Source organism: Paenibacillus sp. J22R98 (assembly GCF_059383835.1).
This window is the reverse complement of the sequence record NZ_JBXENW010000009.1, coordinates 75791-93951: the sequence shown is the minus strand read 5'-3', so window position 1 is coordinate 93951 and position 18161 is coordinate 75791. Positions and strand designations below refer to the sequence as shown.

Here is an 18161-nt window from a genome sequence, read left to right as displayed (position 1 = left end):
TCGTTGTCTTAACTGCACATCTATTTTTACTTTTTATGTAAATTGAATGGAGTTTAAAGTTAAATGACCGAGTGAATATCAGGGGGGGGCTCCTTGAATCACTCGGTTTTCTTGCTGGTAGAGCATAGATTCATAATTGACAGAGAGTTCTGGGCGAATGCACTAGAAGGTTAGGGGATCAACGACATGTAGTGCTCCTGATAAATACGATTCTACCAATAGAAAAAATGACAAAAAACGTCACAAAATACTTATGCTAGATTTTATATATCTTTATTCCTGCTATAATAGAAAGTATAACAAGTACATGAATAGATTTGGAAAATGTACTCTGTCCTATGAATATAACGGTGAAAGGGAGATAGCCGAAGTGAAACTCAATATGGAGCAAAGGCGAATTGTCGAGCTGGAGCCGAGCGGGCATATGATGATTAAAGGCGTTGCAGGTTCGGGTAAAACGACCGTATCGATACGGAGGCTCTCTTTTTTACATAACCATTACTGCCATGAAGAAGACGATAAAATCTTACTGGTTACATACAATAAAACGCTGCTGAACTTTATAAAATACCAATACGATAAGTTTGTTGAGGACGAGCAGGTACAGCAGGCTCAGCTATGGTTTACACCTAACTGTGAAGTGGAGATCACGACAATCGATAGTCTGATGCATCGATATTATAAATACTATCTGGATCGCAAGAAACAAGATTATCAGGTAGCGAAGCGCGAAATTGAATACCAACATATGGTGAAGGCTATTCATCTCCTGATAGATAAATATCCAGGCAGCAAAATTCTCTCTCCCAAGAACAGCAGCTTTTTAAAGGATGAAGTGACCTGGATTAATGCATGCAATATTGCGGATGTAGAAACGTATCAAAACATTGATCGGATAGGACGGGCAACGGGCGGAAGTGGCTCACCGCAGAAGCTGCTGAAAAACTCAGAGGTACGTGCTGTCATTTTTGAGTTAATGGAAATCTACAACGATTTACTCATGCAAGAGGACCTTGTAACATTCAAACAAATGAATATTCTTGCGCTTCAAGAGGCGCAGCAGATGAATCATGGGAAGTACACGCACATCATTATCGATGAGAGCCAGGATTTAACAAAGGTTCAGCTTGAATTTCTAAGATGTATCTATCAGGAGAAAAAATATTCATCGATCATGTTTGTCGCTGATAACACGCAGAGTATCTACTCCCAGTCCTGGTTAGGAAAAGGGCGTCCTTATACGACTATAGGGTACGATATGAGCGGGAAATCAAGAGTTCTGACAAAAAATTATAGAACGACAACTGAAATTTCGACTGCTGCATATGGCCTCATTGAGCATGATGCGAATATCAAAGGCAATGTTGATTTTGTTAAACCTTCCTTAATAGATAAACATGGCCATCCGCCACTGTATCGGTTTTTTACTACGTATGAGAAGCAGCTCACCTATTTGGTTGATGAGATTAAAAGTCTATTGAATGAATACAGATGTTTAGATATTTGTATTGTTGCGAAAGAAAACCGTTTAATTGAAAGCGCTAGCGTTAGACTGGAGGGAGCGGGGCTTCCTTGCCAAATCATCAACCTTACCCAGCCTGACTTTGAATCGGACAAGATAAAGCTAGTCTCGATGCACTCGATCAAAGGTTTGGAGTTTAAAGTAATATTTCTTATTGATTTGAATGAAGGTGTTATTCCAAACGATCGGCTGTATGACGTTGACGATGAGGATACACTCGACTCAGAGGAACGAAAGCTTCTGTATGTTGGAATGACGAGAGCGAATGAACTTCTTTACATGTCATCGGTGAGGAAGCCATCAAAGTTTATTAAAGAAATCAGTCTCGACCATCTAAGAATAAAGCGGGATTGTAAGTTGAAGCCATTTCAGTCAATTGCTATACAAAACTATCAATTAACTGAACAAATAGTAGATATCAATAGTAAAGAAGAAGTAGTACGCCAATGGATGCTTAAAGAACTTCAACAAACGTATGGTTATCCGCTAGAGCTGATTCAGCTAGAATACCCTGTGCAGCAATTCTCGAAGAAAGGGTATATTGATCTTGTAGCTAGTATTTATATAAATGGGGAGAAAGTACCTTATATTTTTGCTGAGGTCAAGCAATTCGGTTCAGGTATAGACGATGCATGCAATCAATTGAAATCATATATCAATGCGGATCCCAAGGTGCGTTATGGAATAGCTACAGACGGGTTGGAGGTGAAATGCTTTAATCGAGAGGGAGAAGTTCTAATCGATCTGCCTCCCTGCCAACCGCAGTTTCTTCCTGAAACCAAGAATAAGAAGTTCTACTTGAATTTAAAGAATGGGAAAAAGTTTATTTACGCAACGGATGTAGATGACATCGAAAACGTCGAAGTGAGCGATGTGGAGAATGGATTATATATCGAGTACGATCGAAAAGCTAAGATCCCGGTCGTTGGCAATGTAGCTGCAGGAGTTCCAATTTCAGTTAATGAGCAGTACGAGAGCGAACTAATTCTACCGTTGGATTGGATTCATTTAGAAAAAGATACATTTGCCTTAATCGTGACAGGTGATAGCATGATAAATGCTGGTATTGATAAGGGAGATAGGGTTATTGTACATAGGCAAAACACCGCATCCAATGGTGATATTGTCATTGCGATAATAGATCAGGAAGCAACGATGAAGAGGTTTATGCTGATGGGAGATTCCGTAATACTTATTTCTGAAAACACTAACTATGAACCGATCCAAATGAAAAGTGAAGATGTTTTGATTAATGGAAAAGTAATTGGCGTTTTGAAGTGAACGAGTATCTTGTGACTCTGCAGGGGGCATACTGGCGACGGTGATATGGGTCCGATGTGGGCAAATTTTGAACTAAGAGTTTAACTAAGATATGGACCGAGGAGAATTCGGGTGCGTAGTTCCAAGGAGGTTATCATGGCTAACAGGAAAGGCTTGGGCGTAACCAAGAAGTATGCAAACGGGACAATCCATGAGACAGCAACAGGTAAGTTTATGGTACTCGACAGGTTCGTGGATGAGGATGATGAGAAGTATACCCCAATGCTTGAATTCCAGTGGATAACGGGTGAAAAAGAAGGTAAGTTAGAAACCAATCGTGAGATGAACATGGCAGCCAGTATACATAAGTTTCATTCATCAAGGGGTAAACATACAATTGTAGCAGAACCTCAAAGGATTGAACATAATGTGCGATTCATGGACAAGATTGATCTAATTCTTGAGCAACTCTCTTGCAATGGTTCATTCCTTAGTGCATTTGAGATATACATTAGGAAACTTGAAAAGGTGCAAATGGAACAGCAACATACTATTGAGATCATGAACCGGAAAATCCAAGAACTCACTGAACGCAATGTTGAACTCATGGTTAAACAACAGGAGCAGATTTCCAAACAGCAAGACGCAATAAACATGCTAATAGAAAAGATGTGATCATATGAGCAATGTTATTAATGAATTCAAGATGGAATTAGTTCAAGTTAATGAAGCACTTGAAACTATTGCACATACTCTGGATACATTCGGACATGATCCTCAGTTAGTTGAACAAATGATGAAATTGGTTACCGAGCGTGACCAGTTAATTGAACAGATAAAAAGAATGAACTAAATTGTATAATTACCTATGATGGGGCTATCCCTAAAGTCATCAATGATGACGATGGGATGGCTTCTCTTTTATTAAAGGGCCTATTCAATAACATAGATGGCTGTAAGTATTGTGGTATCTACAAAGAAAGTATAAACAAGGATATTATTCGACAATCTCGTACTAGGTATAGATCGATTTCATTTGGAAAATGATAAATAGTTTGAATTAAGTGAGGTGTACCATGAAGCTAGGCCTATACGAACAATTGATCAATAAACTAACGAGAGATCAGCTTACTGCACTAGACCCTTCCTTGTTCCAGATTGGCATAGAAGCATTAGATCCAGAAGAAGCAAGGAAGCTTCTTTCAACATATATTTCAGCAGTAACACGCCGAGCTCTGAAGATGGTTAGAGAATCGGCAGAGGATGAAGAAGCCGTATTGGCACAAGTACGAGCCTGTAATGAAATCATAGCGACTCTGAAATACAATCTAAACGACGAAGAACTAGAGAACTGGAAGCTCGACGAGCAAGGTGAAATACTTACCTTCGTGTACTCGAAGCTCAATCATATTCGAGGGATAAAAGATGACAAGGTGGTTCGCCCGACTACACCACTGTCTCAAAGCTCTTTGTTCACTGGTGCGCACTCCGAGCCGAATATGATGAGCGAGCTTCAGCATGAAATTGTGACCTCCGATCGAATTGATCTACTGGTCTCCTTTATTAAGTGGAGCGGGCTTCGCATTCTTATGGAACAGTTGGAGCAGTTCACTGAGAATGGCGGGCAGCTTCGTGTTATTACAACTACATATATGGAAGCGACCGACTACAAGGCGGTTGCAGAGCTAAGCCGACTCAAGAACACAGAGATCAAAATATCCTATGACACCGATCGTACTCGATTACACGCTAAAGCTTATATGTTTAAACGTGATTCTGGGTTTACAACAGCCTATGTAGGGTCTTCGAATTTATCGAATCCTGCTTTAACCAGTGGCTTGGAGTGGAACATCAAGGTTACGGAGAAGGACTCCTACGATGTCCTTAAGAAAATCGAAGCGACCTTCGAGAGCTACTGGAATGACCGTGAGTTTAAGGTCTTCACAATCGAAAATGAAGAGCACCAATTACAATTGAAGGAAGCTCTAGGACGGAAGAAGCTACAGGAACAAGAAGAGTTCTATTTCAAATTTGACATCCAGCCTTACGATTATCAGAAAGAAGTCCTAGAGAAGCTAGAGGCTCAAAGAAGCTTGTATGGTAAATATCACAATCTCGTGGTGGCTGCAACGGGTGTAGGTAAAACGGTCATTTCAGCCTTTGATTATAAGCGTTTTGCGCAAAAGAACCCAAATGCCAAGCTTCTCTTTGTCGCCCATCGCGAGGAGATCCTCAAGCAAAGCCGCGATACGTTCCGTTTTATTATGAAGGACCTGAACTTTGGTGAGCTTTACGTCGGCAGGGAACGAGCGAAGTCTATTGATCATCTATTTATAAGCATTCAAAGCTTCAACTCTTTGATGTTAGCTCAAACGACGACACAAGATTTTTATGATTTCATCATTGTAGACGAGTTCCACCATGCCGCGGCACCTTCCTACCAGGAGCTTCTCTCGCATTATAAGCCTCAAATCTTGCTTGGATTAACTGCAACGCCAGAAAGAATGGATGGCAAAGATGTTCTGGGCTACTTCGATCATAGAATTGCGGCTGAAATTCGATTAACGGATGCTATCGATCGTAAGTTGCTATGTCCGTTCCATTACTTTGGAGTAACGGATAGTGTTGACTTGACGCAAGTGAAGTGGTCACGTCGAGGCTACGACTTGAAAGAGCTTGATAATCTGTATTCAAACAACAAAATCCGAGTGACGCAAATCCTGAACAGCATGAGAAAGTATGTCACCGCTATGGAAGATGTGAAAGGGCTCGGATTCTGCGTTGGTGTAGAGCATGCGGAATATATGGCGAAGGTGTTTAACGAGTCGGGAATCCCGTCTATTGCACTACATAGCGACTCGAGTGATCAAGATCGCAATCAAGCAAAGCATAAGCTGGTTACTGGTGAGATTCGAATGATCTTTGTGGTGGATCTCTACAATGAAGGTGTGGACATTCCTGAGGTTAATACGATTCTCTTCCTTCGGCCAACTGAAAGTCTTACTGTTTTTCTACAGCAGTTAGGCCGAGGTTTGCGACTGGCGGAGGGCAAAGAATGCTTGACTGTCCTTGATTTTATTGGGCAGGCACACAAAGAGTACAATTTTGCAGATAAATTCAGGGCATTGATTGGTAAGACGAAGCACTCGATTCAACATTATGTAGAGAACGGATTCTCTACGCTACCTCGGGGCAGCTTCATACAGCTTGAGAAGCAGTCGAAGGAGTATATCCTTAGGAGCCTGAAACAAGCGACTATAAATCGCAGAAGCTTAATTGGAAAAATGAAATATTTTGAAGGGGATACGGGGCTCGAGTTGACCCTTGAGAATTTTGTCCGCCATCATGGTCTCAGTCTGCAGGAATTCTATGGGGGCCGTACCGGTAATCGTACGTTCTATGGGCTTATGGCTGAGGCTGAGTTAATCGATCCGTTCGAGTTTGATAACGGCGACTACTTAACCAAACGAGTACCGGCCTTGCTGGGACTGAACTCGCGTCGACTTTTAAACTTTGTTATAGCGTACCTTGAGAATGGCCAAAAGCCGAGTTCAGAAGAAGAGCTGTTAATGCTCAACCTGTTATATTACACGTTTTATCGTACGGAGCCTATTAAACAAGGGTTCGGTGGTATCGAGGAAGGTATTCAGTCGGCTGTATCGTGTCCTGAGTTCCGGGACGAAATCCTACAAATTATGAAGTATACTTATACTCATATTGATTTCGTGGACAAGAAGAACTCTCTCCCGTATGCTTGTCCGTTGGATATCCACTGTAAATATTCCATGGATCAGATTCTAGCGGCATTTGGATTCTGGAATGCGGAGAAAGCACCGGCGTTCCGTGAGGGCGTGAAGTATTTTGAAGATAAGAAAACCGATATTTTCTTCATTACTTTGAACAAATCGGATAAAGACTTCTCACCGTCCACGTTATATGAGGATTATGCAATTAATGAACGCCTGTTTCATTGGCAGACACAAAGCCGGATAAGTGAAGAGACGAACACGGCTCAAAGATATATTCATCATCGGCAAAGAGACAGTCGAATTGCTTTGTTTGTACGCGAGTATAAAGAAGATAGCAATTACACGTCTCCATTCGTGTTTTTGGGTGAAGCAGAGTATGTGAAGCATGAAGGTAGTAAACCAATGAGCTTCGTGTGGCGCTTGAAGGAAGACATGCCGCCGGCGCTTGTCCCAGCAGCAAATAAGGTCATAGTATAGGACGTGATTCGTTGTGATAGAGGTAGCAGCAGCTATTATTGAGAATGAGCAAGGTGAACTTCTCATTGCAAGACGGAAAGAAGGTAAGTCACAGGGGGGCTTGTGGGAGTTCCCTGGAGGTAAGATTGAGGTCAACGAGACAGTGGAAGAATGCTTGCGAAGAGAACTGCGGGAAGAAATGAATATTGATATCGAGCCTTATAAATTCTTTGGCGAAAATGACCATTTCTATGGAGAGGTGCATATTAGGCTAATCGCGTATAAGGCAAAGTTCTTGAGCGGCGAGATAAAGCTGGTAGATCATGATGATTATAAGTGGATTAACCTTAATCAACTCAATGAATTTGTGTTCGCTCCAGCAGATGTGAAGTTTGTAGAAATGTTGTTACTACCTGTGCGGTAATAAAGCTGCTTTATTCGTCGGAGGATCATAATGAAGAAAGAGTTATTGAGTAAATGGATTACTGCTCATGAGCAGATCTTAATTCCATTCACGACTAGTGATTATAAAATTAATATTACTACCATTTTACAATCGATTGAACAGAAGCTTGAAGGAATAAGCTTTACTGATTCTATTTATATTCTCCGCATGTGGACGAATGAAGGCCCAATACCAATCTATATTGGTAGAAGTAATTCACCTGTAAGTCGTTGGAAATCACATCTGACTGGTTTAATCGGCGGAAAAAAGCTATATAACAAATGGCAAAGACAATTAATTAACGAAGATAATCTCATGCGACACAGAGTTGATTTAATGATTGTCTTAGATACCATGATTGAGTCGGCACCTATCCCTGGTTTTCCATGCACCATAGGTGCTGTGGAATATCAACTAATAAGTCTAGCCTCAGATGCATATCCAGACACTTTATTAAATCATGAAGGGAATCGAAGATGATCCAATTGGAACCATGGATGTTAACGCTTAACGGTTACTCATTAACTCCTTTATTTGAAATTGACGATAATTTACAGGTGCAAGTTAAGACAAAACCTACAAAAGATATACCTCCTCGTCAAATCTTGAAACGTTCTAAATTAATGGAAGAGGCAGTCATAAACCTCATTGAGTCGAATCTAGCTAATTCGCGATGGGAAGGTATTATCTATGTGATGGGAAAAGGTAAGCCTGGTGAGTTCACTCCTCTATATATTGGGAAAGCTGAGAAAAAAGGAGTTAAGCACGACATCAGTGCTAACATAAAAAATATCCGTAAGAATGAGCATAAATTTGCCCGCTGGGGAGATGGACTCGCTTATCATATTGGGGATTTGAGTCAAGCTTTATTTGGTTTCGAAGGCTATCAGAAACCCCAAGCTAAGTATCGAAGATGGGCAGAGGCGCTTTTTAAATCGTATGATCCTCCTATTCTAAAAGAGCCGATATATTTCTATATTGCGCCGTGGTATGAAGGGCAGTTGGGACTATCTGGACTGCCATGCTCTTTGCCTGCTGTCGAGAAAGAGATGATTGCAATTGCTTCTGCTTATTTTAGGGAAGCTCTGTTAAATAAGGATGGTATATGATGAAGCAAATTGCACTAATTAGCTGCACCAAGGTCAAACAAGATTTTCCCTGTGAAGCAAATGAAATGTACGCACCATCTCAGTTGTTTTCAAAAATTGTACGATACATTGAGACTAAACAATATTCCGATTGGTATGTGCTATCGGCCAAATACGGCTTGCTTCAAAAGAATCAAATGATAAAACCGTACGATGTCACTCTTAATAATATGAATTCACTTCATAGAAAAAATTGGGCTAAAGAAACTGCCGAACAGATTATTGAAATAGGTGCCTCTACTATAGATATTTACGCAGGTGAGAAGTATCGGCAGTTTTTGATTCCAATACTTGAAGCAAGTGGTTTGAAGTGTAATGTTCCCTTACGAGGATTAGGGATTGGCGAGCAGATGCAACATCTAAATAACATTGCGATGAACTCGAAAATATAGCTAGGAGCAAATAATATGCCAATCTACAACAAACTTGTCCGGGACCGTATTCCGGAAATTATCAGCAACAACGGGAAAACGATGTCGACACGTATCTTGGATGAAGAAGAGTATCGGACAGAACTTCGAACCAAGTTGAACGAAGAAACAGAGGAGTACTTGACTGCAAAGACGGATGAAAAGGCACTTGAAGAACTGGCAGATGTCCTGGAGTTGCTCCATGCATTGTCAGTATCCCATGGCTTTACACCAGAACAGTTGGAGGAGGTGCGCAAGGTTAAAGCTGAGAAGAGAGGCGGCTTCCAAGATCGCATCTACCTAATCGAGGTTCTCGATGCCTGACATTAAGCTAATTACTGAAAACTTAGTGGAAGAATTGATTCCTGGAATTAAACGGGCTTCGGGGATTTATATCCTTACTTCTTTTGTAATGGAGTCCGGCGTTAGACTACTTGCACCGCATCTGAAGGAAGCAGCGCTGCGGGGAGCCGAAGTGAAGTTACTGGCCGGGGACTACTTGTTCGTCACTCAGCCAGAGGCATTACGGGCTCTGCTGCAGATCCATCCAAGCATAGAAGTCCGGCTCTGGCGCAGTCGAGGAACATCGTTTCATCCGAAAGCCTACTTGTTCGATTATGAGAATGGGCAAGGGCTGTTTATTGTGGGTTCATCGAACTTGTCGCAATCGGCATTCCGCATGGGAGTTGAATGGAATCTGGCAGTGAACGCAGAGCTAGAGCCTTATACTTTCCAGATGGCGTTGGATAAGTTTATGCATCAGTTTAACCATGAATATACGGAACCACTGAATGACATAACGGTCTCGATCTATGAAGAAGAGTATCGTGAGAACCGTCGTAAGTATCCGGAACTTGTTCGTTCTATTAATGAGATGGAAGAAACAGAGCCCATGCTTCCAAGTAAACCATTCGAGGAACAAGCTCAACAAGATAAGCCTAATGATGAGAACCAATTACAGCCGCGTAAGGCACAAGAGCATGCGTTACAGGCATTGGACCAAACACGAGAAGAGGGTTATGATCGGGCAATGGTCGTAATGGCGACTGGCCTAGGCAAAACCTATCTTGCCGGCTTCTTTGCACGCCAATTCAATCGTGTGTTGTTTGTAGCACATCGAGAGGAAATATTAACGCAAGCAGCTCGGACTTTTCAACATGTTATGCTTGAACGTTCAGTTGGCTTATACAATGGGACGGAGAAGGAAACAGATTCGTCTTCCATTTTTGCATCTATATATACGCTAGGAATGAAAAAGCATCGCGAACGGTTCGCGCCAGATGCATTTGATTTAATCGTCGTTGACGAGTTCCATCACGCGGCAGCTCAGTCTTACCAGGCTTTACTGAATTATTTTCGTCCTCAATTCCTATTGGGTATTACAGCTACGCCGGACCGTATGGATGGGAAGGATGTCTATGCGATCTGTGATGGGAATGTTGCCTATCGAGTGAATTTCCTGGAAGCAATCAAACGAGGCTGGTTAAGCCCGTTTAAGTATTATGGAATTTATGATGATACAGACTACAGTCAAATTACATGGCTGGGCAACAGATATGATGAAGAAGAATTGCTAGCTGTCCAACTGCAGGAGTCTACTGCAGCTAAGATTTACGCGGCCTGGGACAAGCATCGACAGACACGGACGATTGCATTCTGTTCTTCCATCATTCAGGCGGATTTTCTAGCAGACTATTTTAGTAGGCAAGGGATTGAAGTTGTAAGTCTACATTCCCGAACCCAGGGAATGACGCGGGATGAGGCAATTCAGCGGTTGGCTAGTGGTGCGTTACAAGTCATCTTTACGGTTGATTTGTTCAACGAAGGTGTGGATATTCCTGCTACAGATACGCTCCTCTTCGTACGTCCTACCGAGTCACTTACGGTGTTTACTCAGCAGATTGGCCGAGGACTTCGCTTGCATGACTCCAAGTCGACATGCCATGTGATTGATCTGATCGGTAACTACCGAAATGCAGATGTGAAGCTGAGTCTTTTCCAGGATACAAGTGAAGAGGAGAAGGGTGGCAAAAGGCAACCTATTCTTCCAATTGTGCATGAAAGCTGTATGCTCGAGTTGGAGACTGGTGTCATCAATCTTTTAGATGAGCTTGCTCGGAAGAGACAGCCGCGCCGAGAGAAGCTGCGTAGCGCTTATTTTGATCTGAAGCGGGATCTGGGTAGAAGACCTACTTATCTTGAACTACATTTAAGTGGCCGAGAGGATAGTAAAGCTTATCGACAAGAGTTCTCTTCTTACTTGGGGTTTCTACATTGGGCGGAAGAGCTGGATGAGTTCGAGGAAGAAGTCTTCGCAAGCTGTGAATGGTGGTTTCAAGAGGCTGAGCGGACTGATATGCAGAAAAGCTACAAGATGCTGCTGCTCCTAGCCATGCTAGGTCGGGGGCAGGATAATTGGTTCGATCCTATTAGCCCGTCTGAAGTGGCAGCTTTTTTCCATAGTTACCTGACTAGCAAGGAATACCGGAAACGAATCGACTTCTCGGATGGGGAATCTCGCAGACTCTGGGACTATGACGAAGAGAAAGTGAGTAAGCTCATTGCTAAGATGCCTATGACGAAGTGGAGCGGTAGCTCTAAGGGTACGATTACGTTCGAGGGCGAGCGGTTTGAAGTCCAGTTGCGAGTAGAGAATAAACACAAGGCTCTAGTCCATGAATGGACGAAGCAAATTGCGGAGTATCGGCTGCATTATCATTTTGAGCGTAGGGAACAAAGGATCAAACACTTGGTAGATTAGCAATTTACCAAGTGTCTGATCCTTTTTTGTGACTATTACGGAAGTTACCTGATTATAAGGGTTGTATTATATGGAGGAAAAAAGGGTTTTTATCCCTGATAAAGAATTCGTTAGGAGTGAATGATTGATTTTCAGGACTGGCGGCCTATGTACTTCCAAATAGACAGCTTCAAATTCATGAAGATCTAAGGTGAACCCGATTTCTTTTACATAAAGCAGTTTTAATTAATACAAACGTATGTTTCCTGACATCATGATGTCTTTGCTCAGTAGTAAAATTACTGTAACAACTGAACATTCGAGGTGTGTATAATGCCAACAACAGCGAAAAATTTGGCCGAAAGTCTTCAATGGTTTTTAATTGCTTATCCTCGAAAGAATCGTATAAAGTTATCTTTTGTTCAGCGTACTATGGAAACTGCTTTAGGGCAGACGGTATCACCAGGTTCAGCATTAGATTTCCTCAAAGCCAATCGATATAAATATATTGAAGTAGATTTGCAAATGGAATCAGAAAAAACTGTCTCAACCGTCAGTGTGCAGCAATCTAGTATCAAAAGTAAAAAGTTAGATAAGAATGACTGGGATGATATTGATGAATTGCTAAACATCCCTTTGGTACCTAATGAGAATGTAGGTACCACGAGAGAAGATATTGTTAAAGGAGCTACATATTCGCAAAATCAACGCTTACTTCAAGAGTACGAGCGGCATAAAAATAAGGTTATTTTAAATGAATTAATTTTATCTAACATGAACTTGATCCAAAGTATAGCCTCTAAATATAAAAACTACATGAATCATGATTTAACTCATGAAGACTTAGTGCAAGAAGGAGTATTTGGCCTAATTGATGCTATTGAGAGGTATGACTTTTCGTATGGCGGTACATTGTCTACTTATGCAACATCATGGATTGCTCAGCGAATTGTTCGATCTATATGTAACAAAGGAACGACAGTCCGAGTGCCGGTTCATATGCTTGAAAGAATACGCCGAATAAAAAAGACAGAAAGAGCTATACGTTTTGAGGAAGGAAAGGAGAGCGTATCTCCGGATACAGTTTGTAGGGTTCTGGATATACCAATTGCTCATTATCACAATGCCAAACTTGTAGAACATCGCTTTTTAGGCTTTACTTCCTTAAATCAGTATATAGGTGAAGCGGATGGTGAGTCCGAAATACTTGACTTTATACCAAATGACCGCCTTGAAGTTTTGTCATCATTACCTAATGAGTTTTTGGATCCTGCTGCAGTTATTGAGAAAAGTTTGTTAAAAGAGAACATAAAGCATATTCTTGATCTTCTAACGGAGAGAGAGCGGGTTGTCATTGAGAGTAGATTCGGTCTATCTGATGGACATCGTCATACACTCGAAGAGATTGGAGCAATGTTTGGTCTAACTAGGGAACGGATACGGCAGATTGAAAAGAAAGCAATGGGTAAGCTACAAAGAATGCGAAATAAAGATAAATTATTATGGATTCCGGAGGATGGGGGAAATGGCTAATATGAAATACTTAAATAAATTAATTGAAGAATTTCAATCACAAGATAATCCTCGGCCATTGTTACTTGTATTTCAGGGATTTCGACAGTCGTTCTTTACTCCTATTGAAGGAAACAAATTGTTTGATGAACCCGTTGGAGGATACTTGGAAACACTTGCTGCTCGAAGAGCAGAATTAATTCCCCAACTCTTTCAACAGGCAAATGGAAGGGCATGGTTGTGGTGTACACGTGAAGAGATGATCGCGGTTGGATCCGAATTGTTTCCAATGTATTTTACGGTTCGCGTCATTCGAAATAATCTGTATGATCGGACGTATCCGTCTTTATATAAATTTAGTACAGAAATGCAATTAGCAACGAATGTAGGCGCAGAAGAACCTGAAATCGACGACAACGGGAATGAAGAGATTACCGTTTTAAGCCGATTTTATGGAAATATAAAAACGATTGGTGGTAATAACTATGTTACTTACGCTGATTTTGAAGAGGAAGCCGTTGTATTATATCCAGTCGCAGCGGAGTTGAAAACGGAAACTGTTGGAGAAACAGGGCTGATACATTTAGAGCTCTCCGACTGTGAGGATGATTTTCTACTTATAGAAGACTCACTATTAGAAGAGAAGATCAAGGATCGTAAAATCATGGTTGCGCTTTCTGGAGAACTTATAGTAGCACCACATAAATACAATGAGCGACTACTAGCGCTTCAATACGTACTCGCAGATCGATATCAATTGGTTATCGCTCAGAAGGAGACAGTATTAAAGCCCCAGCTCGAAGAGTCTGCATATCTTGACATTTTGAAGACTTACTGGGGGCATAAGGGATTTAGAAGTCTACGGATGTATCGCAATATTCATAGCCGTGGACATGATAAGTCAACACTAGAAATACCACAAAGCCAGATTATAGATGATATCGTTCAACAAGCGGTTAAGGCGAATAACAACGAAGATTACAAAGATATCTTTGTTACCTCCCCTACAGGAGCAGGTAAATCAGTTATGTTTCAGATTCCCGCTATATATTTAGCTCAGAAATATAAATTGATGACCATTGTGATATCGCCACTCATTGGTTTGATGACTGATCAAGTCCAAGGATTGCTAACAAGGAACGTTGAAATTAGTGCAACCATAAACTCGGATATTACACCAGTTGAAAGAATGGAGATTAGGGATCGAATACAAGATGGCCGTGTATCTATTTTATACATCTCACCGGAAACACTCCTAAGTCGATCTGATATCGCACAACTTATTGGTGAGCGCAAAGTTGGATTGTTTGTAATTGATGAAGCGCACATCGTTACAACGTGGGGAAAAGCATTTAGGTCAGATTACTGGTATCTCGGAACATATTTATCAAAGATGCGTCAGGTTAATAAGTTAGGTCGATCTATGAATTTCCCGATTGCTACATTTACAGCTACGGCTATTTATGGCGGTCTTGAGGATATGTATGAAGAAACTCGAAACAGTCTTAATATGATTACACCTATTTGCTACTTTGGCTATATTAAGCGTGACAATCTCGAGATCAGAATTAAGAAGAAGCTCGACGAAGAAAAGAAATTTAAAGAACATCTTACTGAAAAAAATACAATATTGCTCCGTAGACTCGAAAAATTTATTAGCCATCAAAAAAAGACTCTCGTGTACTTCCCGACAGTTAAATCAATCTTTGACTTTCAAGAGTTCGCTAAGTTGTATGGAAACGAGCAAGTTAGACAGCATTTAACTATATATTATGGACCGATGGAAAAAGAAAAAAAACAGGAGAATTACTTAAAATATAAACGAAATGAATCTCTTGTGATGTTAGCAACGAAGGCTTTCGGTATGGGAATTGATATACCAGATATCTCATACGTTTACCACTATGCCCCTACAGGGAACGTATGCGATTATGTACAAGAAATTGGCCGTGCGGCACGTGATTTACCTACCGGCTATGCGTTTTTTGATTTCTTACCAAAAGATTTTGTACACGTGCAGAGGCTTCATGGAATATCAACCATTAGAAAAAACCAGCTCATCGAAGTAATTCGCAAGATCTTATCGATAGTAGATAAAAATAAAGGCTCAAATATCCGAAATCTGTTGGTAAGTGCTGATGAGTTCAGGTATATATTTCAGGATAGTAATAATCAGCGTGCCCAGGATGATATTGATAATAAGATAAAGACAGCTTTACTTATTATCGAGAAGGACTTCTTATCGAAGTTACAGTATTCACCTATTGTTGCGCGCCCACGGAGCTTATTCGCGAAGGAGTATATGATGGCTGCACCGGAAGTATTGCCAACGATGTTTCCGGCTTACAGTAAGTATTTTAGTGTCGTAAGTGAGTTTGGTAGTAGTTCATCTGCTCGTACAGTACTCTCGTGTGATATGAAAGGAATTTGGCAAGATAATTTCCCGAATCTTTCCTATCCAGAATTTAAATATCACTTTAACAGTTCGGATGGCAAAGTGAAACTTCCATTCAAGGGGAAGGTAACTCCAGTCATGCAAATTATTGTGACACTAAAGCAACCTACTGTGAAAGATTTCATGTCAGAAGCGAGGACGAAAGTTGATCAGATTGGATCTATTTTGGGACGTTATGTGAAATCCCGAGAATATTTTGAGTCGGAAGACCTTGCGAAAGACTTGCTAAAAGTTACAGGGGTCACCTCTAAGTACCAAGCTGAAATGCTTGGTGACATTCTTGTTAACTCCATGATTGCTTTCGATAAAATCATGAAAAAGACAAACAACTTTTACACTCGATTTATTAAATTCGATGAGTCAAGAAACGCCTACCATTTTATGAATTCAGGATTTGCAGGCTTTCTGGAATGGATTATACATGAAACAGCGAATTTATTTACAGAGAATCCATGTAAGCAAGTAAGCACGAATGAGTTTGAAATTTATGAATCAAAAGTTTTTGGGCAAAATCAGGAGAAACGATTCTTATACCTTGGGTTTATAGAAGCATTAGGTCTCTTGTTATACCGGATTAACGGTGGTGAATGCCCTGAAATCTACATCAGGATCAACTCTCGTTCACAACTAGAAAGGACTGTCAGTCAAGCGGGAACCTATCGGAATGTAATTCTCAACAATGTTCATATGAGGCATCATATGTCCGTGGAGATGTTAAGATTTATGTTTGAAAACGAGGTAGACACAGAGCAGTTCTGGGAACTTATTGAGGATTATTTTTTAGGTTTAATACCTGAAGAAGTAACTCGACGACTGGCTTCTACAAGAGTTTAAATGGGAGTATATATTTAAATGGAATTAAAGGGAGAGGTACAACCTCTCCCTTTTCTCTGAGCGAGTTATTTATGGGAATATAAGCTGATTCGCTTAATTATTTATCTAACAATTTTCATTTAAGAACCAATCTTCTCGAGGAGTTAATGTTTTGTTTAATTTATTTAATGATTTACTTTCTATTCGAGATAAATATGATTGGGATATATTTAATGTTTGTGCTAGCTCTGATTGATTTATTACTATATCACCGTTTAATCCAAAGCGATAAGTTATTATTTCTCGATTTCTTTCATTGAGAACTTCTAATAGTTTCATTAGTCTGTCTTTGATATCTTTATTTTCTGTGATTAACGCTGGATCTGAATATAGCCCTCCAGAGGTCGATAGGATGTTAAACTTGTCTATTCTAATATGGTCTATTATCTCAGCCTCTTTATCCTGTTCTGACATGAAGGAATTTAGATAAATTAAATTCATAAACTGGTGTTCAGTCTGCTTGAGTTTAACGTATTTCTTGTAGCTTATACCCATGATGTTACAAATGGAGTGGATGTTTAAGTTCGAGTTAGAGGTAAGATATTCAGTTTGCTCTAATTTCTTTAATTTCATGATATCTGCTATTACATTTTTAGGAATTCGAATTGGTGTACCAGTATTTACTATTGCCAATAGGATACTTTGACGGATCCACCAGGAAGCATATGTTGAAAATTGGACCCCCACAGAGAGATCGAACTTCTTTATTGCTTTTATGAGTCCTATTTTTCCTTCGGAAACTAAATCATCAAAACTTAGGCTATGACTCATATAATTTTTGTATCTTAATGCAAGTTTCTTGACGAGCTTCATGTTATTTTCGACCAGTAGAAATAATGATTCACTATTTCCATTTTGATGATAGTCTGTTAAGTGATAAATATTTGAAATAAAAGAAAGATCTGCAGAGTGTCGATCATCCGGACGTTGGAGTACTAGCTTAATATTTAATAAGTCGTCTATATCGTCGTGATCAGTCTCAGTTTCTTGTTTCACTGTATGCAAAGTTCCAAGATACCCATCACTTCTGTCAACAAGTACTTCAGTAAATGAGTAGCCATTCGAGATAAGAAATTCACTTATTATTTCTTTTTCTATGGTTGTTTCAAATAGATTTTCTAAGTAAATGTGAGCTTCGTCTAGAAGAAAATTTCCTCTGTCTCGAAAATGTAGCTCGAACTGTTGAAGTTTCGTAATGGCATCCTGTGGTGGAAGGTACATGTGTAGTTGATCCCCCACTTCCGTATTTATAAGTTAATGTCTTATTCCATTAATATGTAGCATTACTCAAACTTAACATACTAATTGTGACTTTCCGATGTAAATGCAGTAGGTCACAGGTTCCGGATGAGAGTTCAAGGCGGTTACTTTAAACATCTTCATTAAGAGTCACTTGGACTTCATTGTGAATCATTAATCAATTATGAATTACTCTGCTACTGAAGGAAGCTGTGTTGAACCAAACGGCGCCACCGAAGGCAAATGGGGATTTCTAGGATAAAGCGCATATCAGCGAGTATGTGAAACAGAATCAGGATTACATCGTGATACAAAAGATGAAACGCAATAAGTCGATTACTGGCTCGATATC

General features: G+C 40.3%; 13 protein-coding genes. 12 read left to right on the top strand and 1 reads right to left on the bottom strand.

The features are described 5' to 3' along the window. The first annotated feature begins 370 nt into the window (after nucleotides 1-370). From lexA to AC50Y3_RS22870, 12 genes are all read left to right on the top strand, one after another. A complete protein-coding gene (lexA, locus tag AC50Y3_RS22925) occupies nucleotides 371-2803 on the top strand; it encodes a transcriptional repressor LexA (RefSeq protein ID WP_494821049.1) in 2433 nt (810 codons plus the stop codon). A gap of 135 nt (nucleotides 2804-2938) precedes the next feature. Beyond that, on the top strand, nucleotides 2939-3457 hold the full coding sequence (locus AC50Y3_RS22920; protein WP_494821048.1) for a hypothetical protein: 519 nt from the start codon (nucleotides 2939-2941) through the stop codon (nucleotides 3455-3457). A 4-nt stretch (nucleotides 3458-3461) separates the two neighbouring features. Continuing rightward, a complete protein-coding gene (locus AC50Y3_RS22915; RefSeq protein WP_494821047.1) occupies nucleotides 3462-3635 on the top strand; it encodes a hypothetical protein in 174 nt (57 codons plus the stop codon). Between the two features lie 223 nt (nucleotides 3636-3858). Then, a complete protein-coding gene (locus AC50Y3_RS22910; protein WP_494821046.1) occupies nucleotides 3859-7008 on the top strand; it encodes a DUF3427 domain-containing protein in 3150 nt (1049 codons plus the stop codon). 13 nt (nucleotides 7009-7021) lie between these two features. Next, on the top strand, nucleotides 7022-7411 hold the full coding sequence (gene mutT, locus AC50Y3_RS22905) for an 8-oxo-dGTP diphosphatase MutT (protein WP_494821045.1): 390 nt from the start codon (nucleotides 7022-7024) through the stop codon (nucleotides 7409-7411). 30 nt (nucleotides 7412-7441) lie between these two features. After that, complete coding sequence (locus AC50Y3_RS22900; RefSeq protein WP_494821044.1) at nucleotides 7442-7912, top strand: GIY-YIG nuclease family protein; 471 nt, start codon at nucleotides 7442-7444, stop codon at nucleotides 7910-7912. Next, nucleotides 7909-8541 carry a hypothetical protein gene (locus AC50Y3_RS22895; RefSeq protein WP_494821043.1) on the top strand — a complete coding sequence of 211 codons (633 nt, stop codon included), beginning with the start codon at nucleotides 7909-7911 and terminating at the stop codon, nucleotides 8539-8541. The genes AC50Y3_RS22900 and AC50Y3_RS22895 overlap by 4 nt, the downstream gene beginning before the upstream one ends. After that, a complete protein-coding gene (locus AC50Y3_RS22890) occupies nucleotides 8538-8972 on the top strand; it encodes a DUF6884 domain-containing protein (RefSeq protein WP_494821042.1) in 435 nt (144 codons plus the stop codon). Before AC50Y3_RS22895 ends, AC50Y3_RS22890 begins: the two co-directional genes overlap by 4 nt. Nucleotides 8973-8987: 15 nt before the next feature. Next, nucleotides 8988-9314, top strand: a complete 327-nt coding sequence (locus AC50Y3_RS22885) for a pyrophosphohydrolase domain-containing protein (protein WP_494821041.1) — start codon at nucleotides 8988-8990, stop codon at nucleotides 9312-9314. After that, nucleotides 9307-11751 carry a DEAD/DEAH box helicase family protein gene (locus tag AC50Y3_RS22880; protein WP_494821040.1) on the top strand — a complete coding sequence of 815 codons (2445 nt, stop codon included), beginning with the start codon at nucleotides 9307-9309 and terminating at the stop codon, nucleotides 11749-11751. Before AC50Y3_RS22885 ends, AC50Y3_RS22880 begins: the two co-directional genes overlap by 8 nt. A 312-nt stretch (nucleotides 11752-12063) precedes the next feature. After that, complete coding sequence (locus AC50Y3_RS22875) at nucleotides 12064-13263, top strand: sigma-70 family RNA polymerase sigma factor (RefSeq protein WP_494821039.1); 1200 nt, start codon at nucleotides 12064-12066, stop codon at nucleotides 13261-13263. Further along, nucleotides 13256-16531, top strand: a complete 3276-nt coding sequence (locus AC50Y3_RS22870; RefSeq protein ID WP_494821038.1) for a DEAD/DEAH box helicase — start codon at nucleotides 13256-13258, stop codon at nucleotides 16529-16531. The genes AC50Y3_RS22875 and AC50Y3_RS22870 overlap by 8 nt, the downstream gene beginning before the upstream one ends. A gap of 105 nt (nucleotides 16532-16636) precedes the next feature. On the opposite strand, the gene AC50Y3_RS22865 is transcribed toward AC50Y3_RS22870, so the two are convergent. After that, complete coding sequence (locus AC50Y3_RS22865; RefSeq protein WP_494821037.1) at nucleotides 16637-17791, bottom strand: sigma-70 family RNA polymerase sigma factor; 1155 nt, start codon at nucleotides 17789-17791, stop codon at nucleotides 16637-16639. Between the last annotated feature and the right edge of the window lie 370 nt (nucleotides 17792-18161).

Coding starts and splice junctions, on each gene's coding strand:
- AC50Y3_RS22920 (WP_494821048.1), top strand. CDS start 2,939: ATGGCTAACAGGAAAGGCTTGGGCGTAACCAAGAAGTATGCAAACGGG.
- AC50Y3_RS22915 (WP_494821047.1), top strand. CDS start 3,462: ATGAGCAATGTTATTAATGAATTCAAGATGGAATTAGTTCAAGTTAAT.
- AC50Y3_RS22910 (WP_494821046.1), top strand. CDS start 3,859: ATGAAGCTAGGCCTATACGAACAATTGATCAATAAACTAACGAGAGAT.
- AC50Y3_RS22900 (WP_494821044.1), top strand. CDS start 7,442: ATGAAGAAAGAGTTATTGAGTAAATGGATTACTGCTCATGAGCAGATC.
- AC50Y3_RS22895 (WP_494821043.1), top strand. CDS start 7,909: ATGATCCAATTGGAACCATGGATGTTAACGCTTAACGGTTACTCATTA.
- AC50Y3_RS22890 (WP_494821042.1), top strand. CDS start 8,538: ATGATGAAGCAAATTGCACTAATTAGCTGCACCAAGGTCAAACAAGAT.
- AC50Y3_RS22885 (WP_494821041.1), top strand. CDS start 8,988: ATGCCAATCTACAACAAACTTGTCCGGGACCGTATTCCGGAAATTATC.
- AC50Y3_RS22880 (WP_494821040.1), top strand. CDS start 9,307: ATGCCTGACATTAAGCTAATTACTGAAAACTTAGTGGAAGAATTGATT.
- AC50Y3_RS22875 (WP_494821039.1), top strand. CDS start 12,064: ATGCCAACAACAGCGAAAAATTTGGCCGAAAGTCTTCAATGGTTTTTA.
- AC50Y3_RS22870 (WP_494821038.1), top strand. CDS start 13,256: ATGGCTAATATGAAATACTTAAATAAATTAATTGAAGAATTTCAATCA.
- AC50Y3_RS22865 (WP_494821037.1), bottom strand. CDS start 17,791: ATGTACCTTCCACCACAGGATGCCATTACGAAACTTCAACAGTTCGAG.